Source organism: Desulfovibrio faecalis, assembly GCF_053570625.1.
On record NZ_JBRBQR010000001.1, the window covers coordinates 866,999 to 888,016 of the forward strand.

General features: G+C 60.0%; 18 protein-coding genes. 2 read left to right on the plus strand and 16 right to left on the minus strand.

All coding sequences use genetic code 11. From position 1 onward, the window contains the following. Nucleotides 1–103 precede the first annotated feature (103 nt). The 16 genes from ACUZ79_RS03830 to ACUZ79_RS03905 form a co-directional block, all read right to left on the minus strand. The gene (locus ACUZ79_RS03830; RefSeq protein ID WP_240823639.1) at nt 104–643 is read right to left on the minus strand and encodes an HPP family protein; all 540 of its coding nucleotides are present in this window, start codon (nt 641–643) and stop codon (nt 104–106) included. A gap of 75 nt (nt 644–718) precedes the next feature. Continuing rightward, nucleotides 719–2,092: a 4Fe-4S binding protein gene (locus ACUZ79_RS03835; RefSeq protein WP_449250748.1), complete on the minus strand. Its 1,374-nt coding sequence runs from the start codon at nt 2,090–2,092 to the stop codon at nt 719–721. A 67-nt stretch (nt 2,093–2,159) separates the two neighbouring features. Then, nucleotides 2,160–2,612, minus strand: a complete 453-nt coding sequence (locus tag ACUZ79_RS03840; protein WP_449250749.1) for a pyridoxamine 5'-phosphate oxidase family protein — start codon at nt 2,610–2,612, stop codon at nt 2,160–2,162. Between the two features lie 31 nt (nt 2,613–2,643). Continuing rightward, nucleotides 2,644–3,225 carry a flavodoxin family protein gene (locus tag ACUZ79_RS03845; RefSeq protein ID WP_449250750.1) on the minus strand — a complete coding sequence of 194 codons (582 nt, stop codon included), beginning with the start codon at nt 3,223–3,225 and terminating at the stop codon, nt 2,644–2,646. Between the two features lie 166 nt (nt 3,226–3,391). Next, nucleotides 3,392–4,078, minus strand: a complete 687-nt coding sequence (locus ACUZ79_RS03850; RefSeq protein WP_240823643.1) for a Crp/Fnr family transcriptional regulator — start codon at nt 4,076–4,078, stop codon at nt 3,392–3,394. Between the two features lie 472 nt (nt 4,079–4,550). Further along, complete coding sequence (locus ACUZ79_RS03855; protein ID WP_449250751.1) at nt 4,551–5,531, minus strand: 4Fe-4S dicluster domain-containing protein; 981 nt, start codon at nt 5,529–5,531, stop codon at nt 4,551–4,553. Next, complete coding sequence (locus tag ACUZ79_RS03860) at nt 5,524–5,907, minus strand: hydrogenase maturation nickel metallochaperone HypA/HybF (protein ID WP_022657681.1); 384 nt, start codon at nt 5,905–5,907, stop codon at nt 5,524–5,526. Before ACUZ79_RS03860 ends, ACUZ79_RS03855 begins: the two co-directional genes overlap by 8 nt. Before the next feature lie 26 nt (nt 5,908–5,933). Further along, nucleotides 5,934–7,016 (minus strand): hydrogenase large subunit, encoded by a 1,083-nt coding sequence (locus ACUZ79_RS03865; protein ID WP_449250752.1) that lies wholly within the window; start codon nt 7,014–7,016, stop codon nt 5,934–5,936. Continuing rightward, nucleotides 7,009–7,548 (minus strand): NADH-quinone oxidoreductase subunit C, encoded by a 540-nt coding sequence (locus tag ACUZ79_RS03870; protein ID WP_022657683.1) that lies wholly within the window; start codon nt 7,546–7,548, stop codon nt 7,009–7,011. Before ACUZ79_RS03870 ends, ACUZ79_RS03865 begins: the two co-directional genes overlap by 8 nt. Nucleotides 7,549–7,571: 23 nt before the next feature. Continuing rightward, nucleotides 7,572–8,150, minus strand: a complete 579-nt coding sequence (locus ACUZ79_RS03875; RefSeq protein ID WP_240823646.1) for a 4Fe-4S dicluster domain-containing protein — start codon at nt 8,148–8,150, stop codon at nt 7,572–7,574. A gap of 1 nt (nt 8,151) precedes the next feature. Next, nucleotides 8,152–8,586 (minus strand): NADH-quinone oxidoreductase subunit B family protein, encoded by a 435-nt coding sequence (locus ACUZ79_RS03880; protein WP_034604940.1) that lies wholly within the window; start codon nt 8,584–8,586, stop codon nt 8,152–8,154. 25 nt (nt 8,587–8,611) lie between these two features. Then, complete coding sequence (locus ACUZ79_RS03885; protein WP_192112241.1) at nt 8,612–9,583, minus strand: respiratory chain complex I subunit 1 family protein; 972 nt, start codon at nt 9,581–9,583, stop codon at nt 8,612–8,614. After that, nucleotides 9,583–13,296 carry a complex I subunit 5 family protein gene (locus ACUZ79_RS03890; protein WP_240823647.1) on the minus strand — a complete coding sequence of 1,238 codons (3,714 nt, stop codon included), beginning with the start codon at nt 13,294–13,296 and terminating at the stop codon, nt 9,583–9,585. Before ACUZ79_RS03890 ends, ACUZ79_RS03885 begins: the two co-directional genes overlap by 1 nt. A 769-nt stretch (nt 13,297–14,065) precedes the next feature. Then, nucleotides 14,066–15,061, minus strand: a complete 996-nt coding sequence (locus ACUZ79_RS03895; RefSeq protein WP_449250753.1) for an NAD(P)H-dependent glycerol-3-phosphate dehydrogenase — start codon at nt 15,059–15,061, stop codon at nt 14,066–14,068. Between the two features lie 7 nt (nt 15,062–15,068). Beyond that, on the minus strand, nt 15,069–16,628 hold the full coding sequence (locus ACUZ79_RS03900) for a M99 family carboxypeptidase catalytic domain-containing protein (protein ID WP_240823650.1): 1,560 nt from the start codon (nt 16,626–16,628) through the stop codon (nt 15,069–15,071). A 298-nt stretch (nt 16,629–16,926) separates the two neighbouring features. After that, nucleotides 16,927–17,124 carry a heavy-metal-associated domain-containing protein gene (locus ACUZ79_RS03905; RefSeq protein ID WP_449250754.1) on the minus strand — a complete coding sequence of 66 codons (198 nt, stop codon included), beginning with the start codon at nt 17,122–17,124 and terminating at the stop codon, nt 16,927–16,929. Nucleotides 17,125–17,204: 80 nt separating this feature from the next. Here ACUZ79_RS03905 and ACUZ79_RS03910 point away from each other — a divergent pair, with 80 nt between their 5' ends. Both ACUZ79_RS03910 and ACUZ79_RS03915 read left to right on the plus strand, forming a co-directional pair. Further along, on the plus strand, nt 17,205–19,538 hold the full coding sequence (locus tag ACUZ79_RS03910; protein WP_449250755.1) for a heavy metal translocating P-type ATPase: 2,334 nt from the start codon (nt 17,205–17,207) through the stop codon (nt 19,536–19,538). A gap of 167 nt (nt 19,539–19,705) precedes the next feature. After that, entirely contained in the window at nt 19,706–20,902 is a 1,197-nt protein-coding gene (locus ACUZ79_RS03915) for an MFS transporter (protein ID WP_449250756.1), read from the plus strand. Nucleotides 20,903–21,018 lie beyond the last annotated feature (116 nt).

Consider the following 21,018-nt stretch of genomic DNA (forward strand, 5'->3'; position numbering starts at 1 on the left):
TCTTCGTGAAAGGCCGCAAGGGCAGACTCCACGAAGGCAGGCAAATTGTTATGCGACAGTGCTGCAAATATGGATTGTCAGGGCCACGTTTTTTGTAAGGCCCTTACCACCAGAAGAGGGGATACCTCTTGCGGGCGGCGAGATTATTGGCGGCATAGGCCAGGGCCAGCATGCAGATGGCCCCCGCTGCGCAGGGCAGGAGCACATACCAGTAGCCGAGACTGTGGATGCCGGGGCCGCCGATGACCGCGATAAGGGCCGTTGCGCCGCCCGGAGGATGCAGGGTCTGCGTTGCGTGCATGAGGGCAATGGCTGTGGAAACGGCAAGGCCCGAGGCCAGCACTGGATTATCACTGAAGAGTAGCTGGCAGCTCACACCCACAAGCGCGGAAAGCACGTGCCCACCCACAAGATTGCGGGGCTGGGCCAGCGGGCTGTGGGGCGCGCCAAAGGCCAGCACGGCGGAAGCGCCGAACGAGCCGATGAGCAGAGGCAGATTCCATTCCTGCGCGCAGAGCTTTTCAAGCAGCGCAAGGCTGATTATGGACAGGCAACTGCCTGCCCACGCCCAGAATATTTCATTCCAGTCGGCCCTGGGCGGGGCCATTGTGCCTGCCCGCAGGCGGCGCAAAACACGCATCATTGGCATCCTCGTTACTAGATGTTGCGAGAGTCGCGGTGGTGAAGCCGTGCTTCCCTGGTTGAATGAACTGGCTGTCTATATACGGGCCATGGCAAGAAAGGCCGCGTGCAGGGCAGCAAGCAGGGCAATGAGCGTTGGGCCTGCCCAGGTTTGCGTTCCGTGCATGCCGTAGCAGGTTATGGAGAGCGCCCTTTGCGGACATACGGCCACGCAGTCGCGGCACAGATTGCAGTCCTCATTGGGGCCTGATGTCGTCATGGGGTCGCCCATGGCGTCCTGACGGCATACACGCACGCAGGCCATGCAGCGGCGGCAGGAGCCTGTGCGGCGCACGCGCCAGGGCGCAATGCGCCCAATCCACTTTGCCAGCAGCCCTAGCGGGCAGAGGCCCCGGCAGTAGGCGGCGTATCCGGCCTTGCGGCTGACCAGCAGGGAAGCCGGTACAGCCAGCAGGCCCAGCAAGAGGCCGCAGGCAAGGGCCGCCTCCAGCGGCGCGCCCGAGAAACGCAAGAGCAGGGGAACGGCAAGGGTCAGGCCCAGCATGGCGAGCCGCAGATATGGCAACCACCTGGGAGCGCGGCGGGGAATGGATGGAGCCAGGTTGCCGGAGCCGGAATTTTTTATCACAGATAATCCGTGCGGGCCGCCGGCGCGGGACTTTGCGGCGCTGGCATCCCACACACCAAAGTAGCAAAGATGGCTGCACCATGCCGCGCCCGCAATCAGGGTGGAAAAAGTGAACAGGCCCAGCATGAACCAGCCTCCGCCGCGATATATGGGCGCGGCGGCTATCAGCCCTGGTACAGGCAGATGCAGTTGCCCGCTGAGCAGAAAACGGCTTTCCAGTGCCAGTCCGAGAACAAGCTGAGCAAAAAAGACAAGTGAAAAGAGCCGCCACAGGCGCATTCTGACCTGCGGAACCTTTTTGCCGCTCAGCCATCCGGCTGCGCAGGCCGCCCAGATGCCCGCCAGCGCAAGTTGCAGTGATCCCCATTGGGGGAAGAACCGTTCCAGAACGAGCAGTTGCGGCTTCATAAGCCAGACCGGCAGCAACAGACCAAGGCAAAGGAACAGGGCGGTCAGTTGGGTGCGCGCGCCCGTGTCGCCCTTGTGGTAGCGTTGTCGTGCGGATTCGCGCAGCAGGGGCAGGGCGGCAAGCGCCGTCAGCAGGGCCACGCTCAGCAGGATAACAGCCAGCCTGTGCCACGGTTCGCCCATGAACATGCGCATTTGTACAAACTGGGCCGCAGCCCATATCCAGCGGCCAGCCAGCAGGGGCAGCACCAGCAGGAGCAGCAGGCGCACCCATGCGGCGCGGCCCCAGGCAAGCAGGGCCAGTGCAAGGCAGGTGGCAGCCAGGCCGGGCTGACCGCTGCGCCAGAAGTGCGCTCCGGCAGTCAGCAGAGCCAGAAAAGAAGGCAAGGGGATAAGGCGGGAAGCTCCGCGCATGTCAGACTTCCTTTACACTCGGCATGTTGTGGCGCTACTACGCGCCGCCGTGCATGGGGTGAGGCGTTTACTTGGGCAGTTTGCGCTTGCCCACCAGATCCACAATGTCAATGCGTACCACGCCTGTGCGGGCAAGGGCGGCAGCCGGCGTGGGCGTGGGGCAAAGGGCGGCGTAGCGCCCTGCCAGGGCATCAAGGGCGAGGCCCTTTTCCGCCGGGTCATCCACAATCACGGCGCGGCCAGTGCCGCACAGCGATTTGTAATAGGTCGTGGATTTTTCCCTGTGAATGGTCACATCCGCGCAAAGGGTAAAGGCCACATTGGGATTGCGGCGGATACAGTCCAGCTTGTGCCCTTCAAGGGCGCAGTGGATATAGATGCAGTTGCCCTGGCGCACGAAGTTAAGCGGAATGACATAGGGAAATTCCCCATCGTGCATGGCAAGGCAGAGGTCTTCAGCAGTGGAAAAAACTTCGTCAAAAAATGCCGGGTCAAGGCATTCGCGGTTCTGTTTGCGCATTTGCAGCTCCTGATACTGGCCTGCTGGCTGGTTACAGCGAGGTATTGCTGCCGATGGATTCCGGCATGGATAAAATGTCTGCGGCAATGCAGGGGGTTGGCGTCACAGAAAAACTGGCAGTTTGTTTTTGCAGGCTACGTTGCCAGTGCAGGCGCGCCGCCGCAAGATCTGTCGCGTCCGGGTGGCGTGCTGCCTCGCGCAGACGGGCCAGCCGCTCGGGGCTCAGGGGATGCCCGCCCTTGCGCTGCGATGCGGCAACCACCTGCGGATTGACCCGGCCCTGACACAAGAATCCATCAACTACCGTATTGCCGCCAGCCTGTAAAATTTCATGTGTTGCAGCCATGCAGCGGCGGGCGTGGTCTGAATGGGGCCACGCGCCCAGCGTGCCGAAAAAAAATACGTCCTTGCCGCGTACACGCTCCATGTAGCGCAGGGCGCGGGCATCAGGCAGGCCTTTGCGCACCCAGAAGCCCAGGGCCAGCATATCGAAGTCATCCGGCTCAGGTGCGTTGCGCACGGGAAAGCAGGGAAGACCCGAGGTATCGGCCAAGGCCTCAGCCACTTTACGGGTATTGCCCGTGCAGGAAGAATAAACAATGCAAGCGTTCATGCTGATCCTGAAAAACTGTTTTGAGAAGTTTCCTTCTCAAGGCCTTTAAAGCGCTCTCTGGCGAGCGCTCGTTCATAAAGTCGGTGCAGCCTGAGTGGATGCACCTTCATTGTATACCGGTCAAAGCTGCGCCTGCTGCCGACAGAGCGGTATCCTGTGAAGCACCCTAAGCCTCGGCCCTTTCGCGCAGGGCGTTGGCATCGAGCAGAATGATGCGGCGGCGGTCGCGGTCAATGAGTCCGGCTGATGCCAGGGCGCTGAGCTCCCGGCTCAGACTCTCGCGGCTTATGCCCATCTGGCGGGCCAGGGTTTCCTGGGTAACGCCCATGCTCAGGGTGGCGCTTTTTTCCATTTTTGCCCTGTGCAGCAGCCATGCCGCTACCCGGCCCGAAACGGAAATGCGGCCTTGCGATCCCGCAATTTTGTTGATGAACAGGCGCTGACGCAGGCTCATGGCCGCCAGCATGGCTACTCCAAGGGCCGCATCGTTGCGCAGGGCTTCAAGCAGTGCCTTGCGTTCCAGCCGCAAAACTACGCCGTTCTGCACCCCGATGGCCGTTGCGGGCAGGCCTTCTTCATAAAAAAGCACCCCTGCGTCCAGCATTCTGCCGCAACGCACAAGGTGTAGCACACATTCCTTGCCCTGAGCCGAGTGACGGCACAGTTTGACCATGCCCGAGAGCAGCAGCATGGCATCGGCTGTGGCTTCGCCTTCGCGAAATAGTGTCGCCCCCTGGCTGAATGGCTGCACACGGGCGTGCAGCGCCAGCTTTTGGCGTTCAGTATCCGACATGGCCGCAAAAGGGCCGGTTTGCAAGGCAGCATGGATGGTTTGCAGATCGCTGTTTTCCATCTTGTCTCCCCCCAGACCGCTGCATGGCGCGGCAGTCTGGTATTGCAGTTTCGTTTACGTCTGTAGGGAACGCCTCAGCGCCATCGGCTGACTGCAAGATCTGTTGTCAGCAACAGAGGCAATACACCAGAAATGGCCGGGATATTCTGTGATGGAGATCACAAAAACTCGCTATTCAAAGCCGAATCTCAGGCCGTATTAAAGTAACATGCAGTATATTAAGGTGATTTTAGAACAGAGGGTGAATGAAATGAATTAACTGCTCTGCAAGGACGTTCCTGAAAATCCTGTCCAGAAATGCAAGCAGGCAGGTTTTTGGCAGACACGAGCGAGCATTTCAAGCCAAAATGCTATAGAGACTGCAATCTGCGGGAAAGGGTGCGCTGTAGCATAAAACGCAAAGCCTCGGCACAGAAGCCGGGATAATCCGACTGCCGCGCCGAGGCCAGAATGTGCGGATTGGCAGAAGTGCTTACTTCTTGCCGCCCTTCTTGGTGGCCTTTTTGCTGCTCTTGGCAGGCTTGGAGGCCGCAGCCTTGGGCACTGCCGGAGCAGCTTCGGGCTTGGTTTCAACCGGTGTTGCTGCGGCTACGGGTTCCGTTGCCGGGGCTTCCGCCGCAGGCTCCGCCTTGACTTCAGGCGCGGGAGTTTCTTCCACTACCGGAGCGGCTTTGGCTTCGACAGGAGCTTCCACAGGCGTTTCGACCTTGGGTTCTTCGGCCTTGGGCGCTGCGGGAGTTTCTGCCGCAGGTGCCGGAGCCGCCGCTTCCGCCACAGGGGCGGCAGGGGCTTCAACCTTGGCTTCCTCAGCCTTGGCTTCTTCAGGTGCGCGACCAGCAGCGGTCACGGATGCACGGGGGCCGGGTTCGGCCACAGGAGCGGCGGGTTTTTCCGGCGCGCCCTCAATGGCAGGCTTCTTTTCCGGCGCAGGGGCTTCCACCACTGAACCGTCGGCCAGCACCAGTGAAAGGGCGTGGGCCGGGCAGGCTTCCATGCAGGCGGTGATGCGCTTGCCGTTTTCCATGCGCCATGCGCGGCACATGTCGCAGCGCACGGCCACTTCGCGGCGGGCGCGCTGAGCCAGGGTTTCACCATCGTCGCCGTCCACGGAGGGCATGCCGATGGTGTCAAGGGTGATGGTGCCGTAAGGGCATGCAGCGATGCACATCTTACAGGCAACACAGTATTGTACGCGCATGATGATGCGGCCATCGGCATCCTGCTGCAATGCGCCGGTGGGGCACACGTTGGCGCAGGGCGCGTGGTCGCACTGGTGGCAACGCACGGTGGTCTTGAAGCCTTCGGCCTTGACCACCTGTACGCGCGAAACCAGTTCGTCGCGGTGTTTCATGGCCTCTTTAAAGCTCATGCCGTGGTGGGCGGCAATGCAGGCCACTTCACAGCGGCGGCAGGCGCGGCATTTGTCGGGTACGACCTGGATATGTTCAGTCATGGTCCGTTTCCTCGGATGCAACGTGCAGGGCCATAAGCGTCATCCCATGACCCCCGTTGAAGTGGATGTTTTCGCCGCCGCAACTTGGGCAGACGAAATGCCGTTGCGTCAGGCTGAATTCATGTCCGCACTGATTGCAGGTACAGGCCAGGGGCGCGCATGCAAGCGTAAGCTTTGCGCCCTCTGCAAGGGTTCCTTCCGCCAGCAGTTCAAAGCAGGCGGTGAGCGTTTGCGCTTCCACGCAGGCAAGCAGGCCCAGTTCGCACTGAAATTCCGCAATACGGCTGACCGGAGACTCCGGATGCGCCTTATTGTGGTCTTCCACGGCCTTGATGGCCATGTTCAGCAGTCCCTGAACCAGCGTTGCCTCATGCATGGATCAAACTCTCCAACCCGTTATGTCTAGCGCTCGGTGCAGGAAACGCAGGGGTCGATGCTGTTGGTTATCAGCGCCACATCGGCCACCTTGCAGTCACGCATCATGACGCCCAGGGCCTTCCAGTTCATGTAGGAAGGCACACGCCACTTGAGGCGCGAGGGCATATCCGTGCCGTTGGTGCGGATGTAGTAGAACACTTCGCCGCGCGGGGCCTCGGTGCGGGCGCAGGCCTCTGCCGTGCGGATCTGACGCATGGGCGCCGTGACCTCGCCTTCGGGCATCCTTTCGATGCACTGGCGGATGAGGCTGAACGATTCAAATATCTCGTGCAGCCGCACCATTGTACGCGAGTTCACGCAGCAGCCATGCTCTAGAACCGGGTTGAAGTTCAGCTTGCCGTAGGCGGCGTAAGGCGAATCCTTGCGCACGTCGATGGCAACGCCGGAACCACGGGCCACAGGGCCAACCACGCCAAGGTTGACGGCGTCTTCCTTGGGCAGCAGGCCAAGGCCCTTGGTGCGGCCAAGAACCATACCGTTGGTGGCGTAGATCTCGCGGATTTCATCCACCTGCGGTTCAACCTTGGCAAGGGTCTTGAGCATGTAATCCAACAGATCGGGCGTGACGTTGTACTTAACGCCGCCGATGCAGTTGGCCGCGAGGTTCATGCGGTTGCCGTAAACGGTTTCCTTGAGGTCCTGCATCATTTCACGCACTTCCATCACGTGCATGAACAGCGACTTGAAGCCGATGATATGCGCCTGAATGGCAGTGTTGAACAGATGTGAGGCAATGCGCTTGATTTCTTCGGCCACCACGCGCAGGTAGCAGGCGCGCTCGGGAATGGTGATGCCGAGCACGTTTTCCACCACCATGCTGTAGGTGAAGGAGTGGCTGTTGGAACAGAGCGAGCACACGCGCTCGGTAAGGGTGACGTTCTTGACGAGGTTGCGCTGGGTAGCCATGGATTCCATGCCGCGGTGCACGTGACCGGAGGTCAGCTCCACGTGGCGAACCGTTTCACCCTCCACCGTGAGGTGGAAATATACCGGCTCCTCAAGGGCCACGTGTACGGGGCCCAGAGGCATGGTGAAGGTGTTACTCATGGTTGCGCTCCTTGTCATTGAGAATGCGTTCCCAGAGGTCGGTGGTGCAGGCCCCGTTCATCATGATGGACAGGGGCACGGCCTCGTTGAGAATGCCTGCGTCAAGCTCTTCATCCAGAAACAGGCGCGTGGGATTGGGGTGGCCTGTAACCTGAATGCCGTAGAGTTCCATCATTTCCCGTTCGTGCCAGTCGGCATTGGCGAACAGGGGGGTGATGGAGGGCACGGTGGGCCACTCGCCGTTAAGGGTCACGGTCATGTTGTAGACCACACCGTCCAGCTCAAAGTGGTAGCAAACTTCCTGCATGGGTTCGCTGAGCTGGCGGCGGTTGTAAGCGGTTGTCATGCACAGGCGCGCCTTGGCTTCGCTCATGATGGCGGCGGCATCCTGCAACATGCGGGGCGTACCCAGCCTGAACCAGTGAAAAGCGTTGCCGAAGCTGTCCGTGCTGTGGTGTACGGCGTCGTCTTCGGTACACAGGGCTGAGAGCCCCTCGATGACTTTGGCGTTGCCGTTAATTGTCTCTTGCATATGTTCTCCGCGGGTATGAACCGCTAATCCTTGGTGGGAGCGGCAGAAGTGACGCTGGTCGCCGCTGCATCGCCGCTGGCGGCGGGCAGTACGCAGGCATTGCGCTTGGCGTCCTCAAGCTGGCGGCATTTGGGGCAGAGCCTGCGCGTCAGATCCCTGTCGATTTCATCATTATAGGCATAGAGCTTTTCGGCCAGCTTTTTGGGCAGGGGCCGCATAAGTTCGCCGCAACCGGCGCAGGGTTCATAGCGAACAGTCTGCTGTTCGATGCGGTTGAATTTTTCCGATTCCGGATGCGCGGTGTGCCAGTCGGTCGTGATGCTCATGGCCCCGGTGGGGCAGTAATGGCGGCACGAGGCGCACAGGCAGCAGGAGTTTTGCCATATGGTGATGGTAAAACCCTTGCGGTCGGGCAGCGGCGAGATGTTGATGGCCCCTGCTGCGCACGAGTGACGGCAGATGCCGCAGCCCATGCACAGGTCGGGATCCACAACAGCCTTGCCGCGCAGCCTTTCGGGGGTGAATGTTTCGCCCAAGGGGAAGGGGTCGGTACTTGGACCTTCCAGCAAATTGCGGAACAGAACTTTCAGAAAGCCCGCCATATCACTCCTCCACGCCCAGTTTTTTCAGCCAGATGGAACGCGCCAGCACCACAGCCTCAAGAATGGCCTGCGGGCGAGGCGGGCAACCGGGCACGTTGACGTCTACCGGGATGTAGCGGTCAAGCGGGCCTTCAATGGAATAGCCTTCGCGGAACACGCCACCCGAGATGGGGCAGATGCCCACCGCCACAGTGACCTTGGGTTCGGGAATTTCGTTCCACACTTTAAGCACGCGGTCACGCACCCTGGTGGTCAGAGGGCCTGTTACAAGCACAATGTCGGCATGGCGGGGGCTGCCGCAATAGCGGCAACCCAGGCGTTCCACGTCATAGCGCGGAATACAGGCAGTGGTTGCCAGTTCCACGTCGCAACCGTTGCACGAGCCTGCGTTGATGCGGAAAAGCCACGGCGACCGCACGGAGAGTTTTTTAAGCATGTTATCCAGCGACACGTCGGCCTCCTTACATCACCCAGACCAGTATAAGGCTGCACAGCGCAAGCGCCGTGGGCACAGTTATGTAGAAACGGAAGGCCTGGTCAATGCGGAAGCGCCCTGTGGCCGACTTGACCAGCGTAAGCGAAACCAGCATGAGCCCAAGGCACTTGAGCAGGAACCAGACCAGATTCACCAGCCATATGTCAGATATGGTGCCGGGGAAGAAAAGCGCAACCCCCAGGCCCAAAACTACAAAGGTCTTGAGCGCGGACGTGATCTGGAACAAGGCCAGCAGGGGGCCGCCGTATTCCAGCAGTGGGCCTTCGATCAGTTCAGTTTCCGCCTCGGGGATATCAAAGGGCACAACGCCCATGGTGCCGGGCAGGAAGATCAGATAGGCCAGCAAGGCGGGGATCATGGTCGGGTTGAACCCGAAGGAACCCACCTGCTGCTGCATGGCGACGATCTTGAGCAGCGAGAATTCCGCGCCCCAGGCTCCGCCGCTCAGCACCTTGCCCGTAAGCATGGCGACAGAGAGCAGAATCATGAGCAGCGGCGTTTCGTAGGCCAGCATCAACATCATTTCGCGCGAGAAGCCCACAGCGCCGTAGGGCGAACTGGAGGCCGAGCCGCCCAGCATGATGGCCATGGCCGGGATGGGCAGCAGGTAGAAGATCACCAGCAGGTCGCCCATGTTGAACAGGCCGTTGAACACGCCGGGGATCGGTATGAAGGCCGCGCACACGGCCATACCCGTGAAACCGAACACCGGGGCCATCAAAAAGGCCGAACGGCAGGCGGTTTTGGGGATCAGGGTTTCCTTGGTCAGCAGCTTGGCAATGTCAAGCCAGGGCTGGATCAGCGGGGGGCCGACGCGGCGCTGCAGCCGCGCCTCGACCCGGCGGTCAAGTCCTTTGAAGAACATCGCCACCAGCAGGGCAAAGGCCCCGCCGGGGAAGATGCACATGTGCAGTATGGCAAGCAGGGTGTCGCTCATCAGCGGTTCTCCTTGGCGGGCTTATTGCCGCCCATAAGGCCGAGGATTTCCCCGAAAATGCTGGAGGGCTTCATGCGGCTGGTGGACGTTTCGACCGGCAGACCGCAGGTGTGGACGTCAATTTCGCGCAGGCGGGTAAAGCGCAGCACGAACCAGCGTCCGCCAGCAAATGCAAGGGCCATCATGACGAACATGCCTGTGGCGTTCCATGCGCCGGGGCCGGAAAGCACGCCGGACAGGCCCACGTTGAGCGGCATAAAGCCGTATTCAGCCAATACGTTGTTGATGGGACCAAGTGCCAGACCGGGGAACACGCCCGTGATCACGCAACCGGCAGCCAGAATGCCCATGGGCACGCGCATGATCAGCGGGGCCTCATGCACTTCGTGCAGGTTGGGCGAGGGCTGGCCCAGGAAGGCCGCATGCAGGAACTTGGCAATGTAGGCCATGGTCAACACGCTGCCGATCAGGGAGAGCAAGGCCAGGAAGGGCTGGCCCGCTTCCATGAGGGCATGGTAGATAAGCCATTTGGACGAGAATCCGCTGGTGGGCGGCACGCCCACAACTGAAAGCCCGGCAATGGCGAACATAACAAGGGTAAAGGGCATGTGGCGACCAATGCCACCGAGGTCTTCCAGCGTTTCCCTGTGGGTGGCAAACATGACGGCGCCGCACACAAGGAACAGCAGATCCTTGAAGAACACGTGGTTGATCACGTGCAGCATGCCGCCCGCGTAACCCAGCGCGCCGCCAGCGGCAACCGCCAGCACCATGTACCCAAGCTGGCTCACCGTGGAATAGATGAACACAAGCTTGATGACGTTGGTGCGCAAGGCCTGTACGGCAGCCATGATGATGGTGATGCCGCCGATCCACATGGAAACAGTGCTGATGATGTTCTGCTCCATGCCGCCCAGCACGCCAGCCAGCATAAAGCCGCCGCCCATGAGCATGAACAGCTTGATGAGGCCGAGAATGGCGCTCTTAAGCAGCACGGACGAGATGTAGCCGGAAACAGGCGTGGGAGCCAGGGCCGGGTGCATCTGCCAATCAATGCGGAAGGGCAGCTGGGCCGCCTTCATCAGGAAGCCGGCAGCCAGCAGGGCCATGCCGAGCCATGCCGCGCCGTGGGGAATGTAGGGTGCGGCACCCGTGAGCAGGGTGGCGTTGAAAGGCGTGAACGGCCCCACAACGCACAGGCCCAGGAAGATGAAGCCCGCGCCGAACACGTTGAAGATAAAGTATTTGAACGCCTCGCGAAGCGAGTCTTTATCGCCCTCATGGGCAATGGCCAGGTACAGCGTCCACGAGCTCATGATTTCCCAGAACAGGAAGAAGCTCAGCATGTACTGGCTGGCGGCCATGCCGACCAGGCCGCCGCACATGGCGGTAAAGGCGCAGTAGAAGCGCCACTGGCGGTGGCTGTGTTCCATGTAGCCAAGGGCGTAGGCCATATTGACCGCGCCAAGCACAGGAACCAGCAGGGCAAAGCAGAAGGAAAGCGTATCCAGATCGCGGCCAAACAGGATGACCAGCAGCGCGGTGAACAGCATCACGCCCACGCTGGCCCATCCGGCCTTTTTGCGGTCACGGTAGAACAGGGCAGGCAGCACGGCGCCAAACACAGGAACAACCACGAAGATGGGCCAGGACACATTCATGGCCAGGAGCACATCGGGGTCGTTGAGGTTGGGCGTGAAGCACATGGAGGCCACCGGCACCACAAGGTTCATGGCGAGCTGCGGGGCAAGGCCCATGATAACGCAAATGCCCGCCAGAATGATCAGGCCGATCTGCATGCTGCGCGGCGCTTCGGTCACGGTGGGCAGGTCGGCGGGGCGTTCTTCAAACACAAGGGTTTTCAGAATGCGCGTGTAGTAGATCAGGCCCACCAGCGAGCCGCCCAGAATCAGGGCCGCCAGCCAGATGTGCCCGGCTGTGGTGGCCGCCTGAATCATCAGGAACTTGCTGTAGAAAGCGCCAAAAGGCGGCAGACCCATGATGCTCACAAGGCCGATGCCCATGCAGGCAACGGTCACGGGCATCTGGCGGCCAAGGCCGCGCAGGTCTGCAAGCTTGCGGCTGCCCGCGCGCATGATGAGAGCGCCGGCTCCAAGGAAGAGCAGGTCTTTCATGATGGCGTGGTTGAGCATGTGCCACAGCGCGCCGGTGGTCGAAAGCCATGTGCCTACGCCGAGCACCAGGGCGATTTCACCAATCTGCCCGAGGGTCGAATAGGCCAGCATGCGTTTGATGTCGTCCTGGCGCAGAGCCATGACCTCGCCAAAGATCAGGGTTGCCGCGCCCATGGCCACAAGACCGGTGCCCAGCCAGGAAAGGCCGAACATACCGGGCATGCCCATGATCATGGGCCGCATGAGCAGCACGGCCACTATGCCGAACACGCCCATCTTGGTGATGATACCCGAAAGAGGACCAGACACAGAAGATGGCGCGGCGGGGTGAGCGTCAGGCAGCCAGGAGTGCAGGGGCACAAGGCCCATCTTCACGCCAAAGCCAGCCAGGCAGAGCACAAACGCGCCCTGCATCAACCCGAACGAAAGCGAAGGATCGCCCAGCAGCAGGAGCCCGGGCAGCATGAACAGCGCGCCGCCCGCGCACATTACATAATATTTGAGGCCGGCGTCGTAGGCGCTGCGATTGTTCTCATGCACCACCAGGAAGTAGGAGGCAAAGGTCATGAGTTCCCAGTAGCCGTACATAGTCGCCGAGTCGGCAGCGGAGACAATGCCCGCCAGCGATGCGAATGTCAGCAGCAGGAAGAACCAATAGCGGCCCTGACGCTCATGGATGTAGCTCAGCGAGTATATGCTGACGACCAGACCCACAACGGCGATCATAACAAGGAAAAGCTTGGCCGTTGGGCCCGCCGGGGTGGCAATGGTGGTCGCCAGCGCCAGGGCGGAGAAGGCCACGCCCACCAGGGGCGCGCGGTCAAACTTTACCAGGAATGCTATGCCGGTCAGGAACGCACCGGCGTAATAACACCAGTATGCCGGGTGCGTTGCCGAATGCGGTACAGCCACATTGTAGGCAGAGGCGAACAGTTCGGTGATGGGGCCTCTGAACAGACCCAACAGCGCCACAACTACCGCGAGGCCCAGCATCACAAAAACATTGCCGGAAGGCGCTGCCCATGAAGCCGGGGTTTCTTCGCCTGTGGTGTCCAGTACGACAATGCGCACTGCTTCCACATGCAGCCAGATGAGAACTGTGGTGGCGAGGGCCATGCACAAGAGCGCCGCCATGGCGCCGGGCATGCTGCCCAGAATGCCAGAACTGATGAACATGCGGGCTTCAGGCACCAGGAAGGGCGAACCGCCCACCGCAGCCAGCATGCCAAGGCCGAAGCAGGCTGCTGTCCAGGGTTGACGTTTGCCAGTGGCGCGCAAATCCTGCAGCTGCACCGGTGCGTTGAGCGCCGGGGGGGTCAGCCGTGAAAGGGCGGCCCAGGCCAGCAGCCGCGCGGCTGCCTGGAACAGCACAAAAAGCCACAGGCCTGTGCTGTTGATACCGCCGCTTGCTCCAAGACCCAGGCAGAAAATGCCTGCATCATGCAGCGAACCCCATAGGATCAGGCTGCGGGGATTGTTGCGCTGCCGCACGGACTGCGCCGCGCCATACAGCATAAGGGCCATGCCCACGAGAAGCGGCACAAGAAAGCCGCCTGCCGAAAACAGTGATTCCGTCATAGTTTGCCCCGTGGTTTGCGGGTCTCTCGGATGTACCCGGCGGATCAACCCGGTCAAGTCCGGGCCGCACTTCCTAAATGGCATCGTGGTATCACCACCATACCATGTCGTGAAAAATTGATCTTAAAAAGTTTTTTTGGCTTAGCCCACTTTCCAAACCGTTGCAAGCAACAACTCTTTCAAGAAGAACAGGTAGATTGCAAAAAATGGTATCAAAATGGGTAATGTGAGGGTGGGAGCAATAAACGGTTTGCTATTTGCGCGATTTTGGGAGGCTGTGAAATCGGTATGTTAGTCTTGATTTAACTGGTTACACAAACAAATTGTGCAAAAAAGCGCTAATGCATTGTGCAATGTTGTGAAATTCAATGACAACGCCATGTTGAAATGTGATTTTTTGAACTATCGCTAATTCGTGATGGTCGCGCAAAAAATGAAGTAATACAAAACTAAAAATCGTGTTAAAATTGCGCTGAAATTGATAATAATTCCATTGCGCGCAGTCACCTTTTTTGTGATTTATTTTACCAGTGTGTGAGGGGCACAAGGAATGTGAAATAAAATTTTGAGCCATCGAAAAAAAAGGAAAATATTTTTTGAAGAGGAAAAAAGAGGGGGTGGAGCGGGTGAAGAAACCGCTCCTTGGCCCGGGCGTTCGCCTGGCGTGAGGTTCCTGAATTTGCTGCATCAGAAAAAAGGAAACATGCATTTTGCACTGCAAAATGCATGTTACATGGAATGGTGTAATGCTGGTGTGGAGTGCGCTGCGTTATTCGTCACGCAGGCGGCGCGACATAAGATTGTGCAGCACTTCTTGGGGGTCGCTGTCTTCATACAGAATGCTGTACACAGCGTCCGTAAGCGGCGCTTCAACTTCAAGCCTGCGGGCAAGCTCGTGAATGGCATCTGTGGTTTTAACACCTTCGGCCACCATTCCAAGACTGGTCGTGATATGTTCAAGCTTTTCGCCGCGCCCCAGCCGCAGGCCTACCTGGCGATTACGCGAAAGGTCGCCCGTGCAGGTGAGGGTGAGATCGCCAAGGCCGGAAAGACCCATGAAGGTATGCGGATGGGCTCCTCTCGCAACTCCCAGGCGGCTCATTTCTGCCAGCCCACGGGTAATGAGCGCCGCGCGGCTGTTGTGCCCAAGGCCGAGGCCGTCGCAGACGCCAGCTGCAATGGCCATGATATTTTTGACCGCGCCGCCCATTTCAACACCCATCACGTCGGTGCTGGAGTAGCAGCGAAAGGCACTGCCGGAAAATATCTGTCGCAGCAGGTGCCCCAGAGCTTCGTCCGCCGTAGCCAGAACCACAGCCGTGGGCAGACCGCGCAGAACGTCCGCCGCAAAAGACGGCCCTGAAAGCGCCGCGTAGCGGGGTGCAAGATGCCCCAGACTCTGCGCCGTTACCTCTGCGCAGGTGGCGAGATTTGCGGTTTCAATGCCCTTGGCGGCATTTACCAGCACCACCTTTTGGCGGAAGAAGGGGGCGTTGGCGGCAAGCCAGCCCCGCAACTGCTGGCAGGGAACTGCCAGCACAACGATTTCCCGGCCCAAAACGGCAGGGTCTGTGGTTGCTGCAAGGCTGGGGTGCAGGGCAAAGCCTGGCAGATAGCGCGGGTTTTCGTGTTGTTTGCACACGGCCTCGGCCACTGCGGCATCGCGCAGCCAGAGGCTGGTCTTGTAGCCGTTTGTTGCCAGCAGGTGGGCCAGGGCTGTGCCCCAGCTTCCGCCGCCTGCAACGCAGATTTCAGGATTGGACATGGTCGGCTCAGAACCCCAGATTTGATTCCTGCCCCGGTTTGTCGGGCAGTCTGTCCGTGGGAACGGACGGAGTTTCCTTGCTTGTCAGGCGGTTGCTGCCCGAACCAAAACGCACCAGAAACATGCCGCTGAAGCGCTGGTCTTTGTACACTTCAACGCGATACAGCCTGCCCTGACGATCAACGGAAAAGCGGGATTGAAAATCCTTGAGGGTCATGGTCTCGCCGCTTTCGTCCTTGCGGCCGCTGTCATAACCAATGGCGTTGACGCGGTAACCTTCCGCCGGCTGCACGAGCAGACTTTTGGTCACTTCCAGCACCTGCCCGAAGGGGGCTTCGGTTTCGCGTCCGTCCGCCAGCACCTTCATACTTGTAATGCTATGATCCATTTCGCGCCAGTCGGGGCGGATAAGCGTGATCATGCGGTTGCCATAGTGCACGCAGTACTGGCCTTCCTCGCCCTTGGCGCAGGGCAGCACTGCCATGATGGGCTTGGATGTGACAGCCTGTGCTGGAGCATCCTTGGAGAGCGGCAGCAGATTGATGGCTGGGCGCACATCTTCCAGCGGCAGAAAGACCTTGTTGTCGGCAAAAGTAACGTCAAGTTTGTCCAGCAGGGCTTCGCGGACTCCCTCGGGCGTAAGCGCAAAGCCGCGTGTAAATTCCACTCCAGCCTGGGCAAGAAACGACTCCACCATCAGCAGGTGGTAGTATGCCCGTACTTCAACAGGAAATTCCTTGCTGGCTTCCAGCCCAAAGGCAGCCTTTCCCTGCCGCACGGCATAGTAGGAAAGGCTTTTGTCCATTTCGTGATCGCCCTCGGCGGTTTTGGTATTGTGCACGTGCAGGGCGTGTTGCGGAGAGAGCAGCTTGCTGTTGGCCGATTCTGCGGCCTGCCGGGCTTCATTCCCCAGTGAACCCATGAAAACGCCGTCAAGCGCTTCCTGGTCAATGATTACAGACTGCCCCCAGCGATTGGGGTTGCGCAGCTTGTCCTCAAAGGAGGGGCGGTAATAACCGCTGCCATCGTGCAGGTTGAGCACCAGCGCCACGCGGGGGTGGCTTATGAGTTCCTGAATACGGCGAACAGTGCCAAATTCGGGGTCGCGGTCGTCAAGTTTGGCGAACTTGCGGTTCATGTCGCCGTGCAGTCCGCGTGACCTTTTGATAATGCTGGGAAAATTGAGATTGGGCACCACCCACAACACGCCTTTGCGGATGGTGTAGTGCGTGGTCAGCAAGGTCGCGGCAGAAAATCCTCCCGGTTCGTCACCCTGAATGCCGCCAACCACCAGCACCACTGGCGAAGCAGGAGTCGCCAGCTGCGCGGCGGCATCAGTACCGGCGTTTGCAGCAACACTATCCTCAGTGCGCACAATTGCGGGGATGGCCTGCGCCAGCGCATCGTCGCCCAGCCGGATGGTTGTAAAGTCCAGCGTGAAGTTGCCGGGTGCCGCCACTGACGGCGCAGCCACCAAAAAACAGCACAGGAAAAAGAACAGAAGGGCTTGAAAACGGCCCTTGCCCGCCCAAAATATGCTGATGATGCGTGTGGTTTGTGTTTGCATGCCTGTGGTGTTTCGCGCTGAAGGTGCAAGGGATCAGTGACCGTATTTGCCTGCCAAGAACTACGCTATTCGGCAGAAAACGGCAAGATGAACGGGGTCTGAACGCGTAATGTTGCGGCAACTAGCGGCGCGATGGCATGAGGAATTTTGCGTGCCCTTGCCTGCGCGGCGTCTGCAAAAACACCACAGGTGACAGCATGAAACAAGGGCGCGCTGCCGTGCATGGTTTGAAAGCCAGCAATCGGGCAGCGCGCCGCGAAAGGTGCAGCTCTGTGACGCATATCACAGATTCAAGAGCTTATTCAGGGTCAAACCCAATGTTGCTGATGGCTGTCTTCAAGGCCTGCAAATCCAGCGGCCCGCTTTCTTCAAAGCGCAGTTCTTTATCCTCAAGGCTGACCTGGGGATTGGCAACGCCAGATATTTTTGCCGCAGCTTCTTCTACAGCGGCCTTGCAGTGGCCGCAACGCATGCCATTGACTTTCAGGGTTTTCATCATATCCTCCATGCAGGAATGAGTTTTCATTTTCATCTACAGCTTACTCGCCGCCATACGGAATGACAAGTGGAGAACCCATGAGTACAACGACGGATAAAGCCTGCCCTTTGCGTTTTGACATCAGCGGCATGCACTGCGCCGCCTGCTCCTCACGTATTGAGCGGGTAGTGGGCCGCATGGAAGGGGTGGAAAAAATCAGCGTGAACCTAGCTGCGGCCAGTGCTGAAGTTTGGCCTGGCGATGGGCAGGACAGCGATTTGCAGCAAAAGATCATGGAACGCGTAGCCGCCTTAGGGTTCAGCGCGGCTCCCGCTGCGGACGATGACGCCGCCCGTCAGTTTGAAGAAGGCAAGGCCAGAGCTGCGGCAGATATCAAGGCGCGCCTGAGCCGTCTGCTGCCCATGGTTGCCTTTGCCGCCCCTCTGCTGGTTATCTCCATGGGACACATGCTCGGCCTGCCATTGCCGCAGGCGCTTGATCCGCACCTTTCTCCACGCGCCTTCATGCTGGCGCAGCTTGTGCTCACCATGCCCGTGGTATGGCTGGGGCGTCATTTCTATGTGGACGGCATAAAGGCTCTCATGCGCAAGGCCCCGGCCATGGACAGCCTTGTGGCTGTGGGCACGGGCGCGGCTTTTTTGTTCAGCCTTGGCAACACCCTGCTGGGGCTTGCTGGCAGCGAACCCATGACCCGCGCCATGAACCTGTATTATGAATCCTGCGCCGTGCTGCTGACCATGATCGAATTCGGGCAGTATCTGGAGGCCGTTGCCAAGCGTCGCGCTGGTGACGCCATGGGCGCGCTCATGAGCCTGACGCCGGAAACTGCTTTGCGGCTCAACCCTGACGATACCGCCGCCGCGCCGGAAGAAATGCCTCTGGCCCAGATACGCGTGGGCGATCATCTGTTGTTGCGGCCTGGGGGGCGCGTGCCCGTTGACGGCACCGTGCTGACCGGCAAAAGCGCTGTTGATCTGTCGCTGCTCACGGGTGAATCCATCCCGATACCCATCGGACCGGGGGACAGGCTGGCGGCGGGCAGCGTAAACGGCGAAGGCTCGCTGACATTTGTGGCTGACGCCGTGGGCGGCAACACCCGCCTTGCCCGCATCATACGGCTGGTGCGCGAAGCACAGGGCAGCAAGGCCCCCATCGCCAGACTGGCCGACAAGGTAAGTTTTTATTTTGTGCCCGCCGTCATGCTTATTGCCCTTGTGGCGGCCCTTGCATGGCTTGTGTTCAGCTCTGAACCCATTACAACGCCGCTGACGATTTTTGTGGCTGTGCTGGTCATGGCCTGCCCATGCGCCATGGGCCTTGCCACGCCCATGTCCATCATGGTGGGCACGGGACGGGGCGCGCAGCTTGGCGTGCTGATCAAGAACGGCGCTGCCCTGGAGCAGGCCGGGCATATCAGCGTGCTGGCCGTGGACAAAACAGGCACCCTCACCACGGGCAAACCCGTGATGACAGGCATGACCCTGCTGGATGCTCCCGTTGGCATGGACGAAAATGCGCTGCTGGGCATGGCCGCCTCATTGGAGGCGCGCTCCGAGCATCCGCTGGCACTGGCCCTTGTGGGCGCTGCAAGGGAGCGCAATCTCGCATCCCTGCCCGTGGATGATGTGCAGATAGCGCCCGGCATGGGTATTTCGGGCCGGGTGAAGCTGGATGGCGTGGACTACGGCCTTGCCGTGGGCAACATAACCTTCATGACTGAGCGCGGGCTCGTCGTGTCGGAAGACGCGCATCAAAGGCTGGCCCTGCTGGCTGAGGCCGGGCAGACGCCCCTGCTGCTGGCTCTTGAAAACAATGGCAGTACAAGCCTTGCGGGTATTCTGGCCCTTGCGGACGCCCTGCGGCCCGAATCCGCTTCTGTGGTGGCGGCCCTGCGCGGTATGGGCGTGCGCGTGGTCATGTTGACGGGCGACAATGAGCGCACCGCAAAAGCCGTGGCGGCTCTGGCTGGCGTGGAGGAAATTGCCGCCGGGCTGCTGCCCGCAGACAAGGCCGCCTATGTGCGGCGGATGCAGGATGAAGGGCATGTGGTGGGCATGGTGGGCGACGGCATCAACGATGCCCCGGCCTTGGCTGCCGCCAATGTGGGCATGGCAGTGGGCACGGGAGTGGACGTGAGCGCCGAGGCGGGCGACATAGTGCTCATGCGGGACGGCATGGAGGCCGTGCTCACGGCTCTGGCGCTCTCGCGAGCGACCATGCGCAACATCCGCCAGAATCTCTTTTGGGCATTCGGCTACAACGTGCTCGGCCTGCCTGTGGCGGCAGGGCTGCTGCATGCTTTTGGCGGCCCTATGCTTTCGCCCATGCTGGCGGGCACGGCCATGGCTCTGTCTTCTGTTTCCGTAGTTACCAACGCCCTGCGTCTGCGTTTTTTCAAGATTACACGTTAGGCAAGGCCCCTGTTTCAGGCATTGCGGATCAGCGTCCAGAAGTATACATCCACACGGTTGCGTTCCATTGGGGCGCAACCTTATTTTTTTAGAACTGTTACCGCATGAAATAGCTGTTTGGCTGCGGGCAAAAGCCGCCTGCACCTGTTTCGCGGCAAGGATACAGCATGGTTCCCGTTTATTACTGGCTTCCTGCTCTGGGCTGTCTGGGCATGGGCTTTATGTTTCTGAACGTATCTGCCGTGGCGGAGCAGTTCAGGAGTCTTTTCAGCCTGAATTACGCAGGGCTTGGTGTTTTTCTCAGCGCGCCCTTTTGGGCGCACACGCTGGTGCAGGTTCCTGCTGGCCTTGTGGTGGACAGGCTGGGCACACTGCGCACACTGGCGCTCTCGGCTCTTCTGTGCGCCGTTGGGGGCTTTGTGCCATTGCTCCTGCCGCACAACATGGTTCTGGCCGTGTGTATGCGCATGCTCATCGGGCTGGCTACGGGCTTGCTGTTTCTTTCAATGGTTTCAGCCGTCAAGACACTGTGTCCCCCGGACTTCATGAGCCGGGCGCAAGGCTTGCAAGGTGCGGCATTCAGCCTGGGGACAATGGTTCCCTTTATCGTGCTCCCATATTTTGGCGAAAACGGCTGGGCGGCAGCCTATATTCTGGGTGCTCTTATGTCCGTGGCCTTGTTGGCGTCACTCCTGTGCCCGCCCCTTGCGCCGCTGCGCCGCGAAACCGGAACAACACCAAGCTCTGCGGGCAATGTGCTGCGCGTGCTGGGGCAGGTGGCGCGCAACAGGCGGCTGTGGTTTATCGGTTGCTGCCACGGATTTTCTTTCGGCACCATAACGGCTCTGGGCAACTGGCTTTCCGTGATGCTGGCAGACAGCGCCAGTTCTGGGGCCGTTGCAGGCAGCAGCAACGCAGAAGCCTGGGCCTTGTCAACAAGCCTTGTGCTGCTGGCGGGTACAATGGCGCGGATTGCAGGCGGTGAACTTGGCCGCGCCGTGCCCAAGCAGAAACTGCTTGTGGGCCTTGTGCTCGGCATCGGGCTTTTTTATCTGCTTTTAGCTCTGGCGGGCAGCACATGGATGTTGCTGGCCTGCGCCTTTGCCTTGGCCGTGTGCTGCGGCGGCACCTATGCTTCTGTTTTTACCCTGACCATTGAGGCCGCTGGGGCCAGCCATACGGCAACGGGCATCGGCTTCATGTCCATGCTTGCCAACTGCGTGAATGTGGGCCTGATTCTGCTGCTGGGCGTGGTGCGCGAATACTTGGGCGGCTTTGCTCCGGCTCTGGCGCTCTGCAGCGTGTGCGTGCTGCTCCTGCTTTTGTGGGGGCGATCCATCACGTGGCAATGCCGGGAAGAGTAAAAACGAAGGCCCGCCAAATGGCGGGCCTTCGTTATATGCACTACGTGCGGGATCAGGGCGTCATTGCTTTCAGCACAACGCCGCCGATAATCATGGCAACGCCCAGTGAGTGCCTG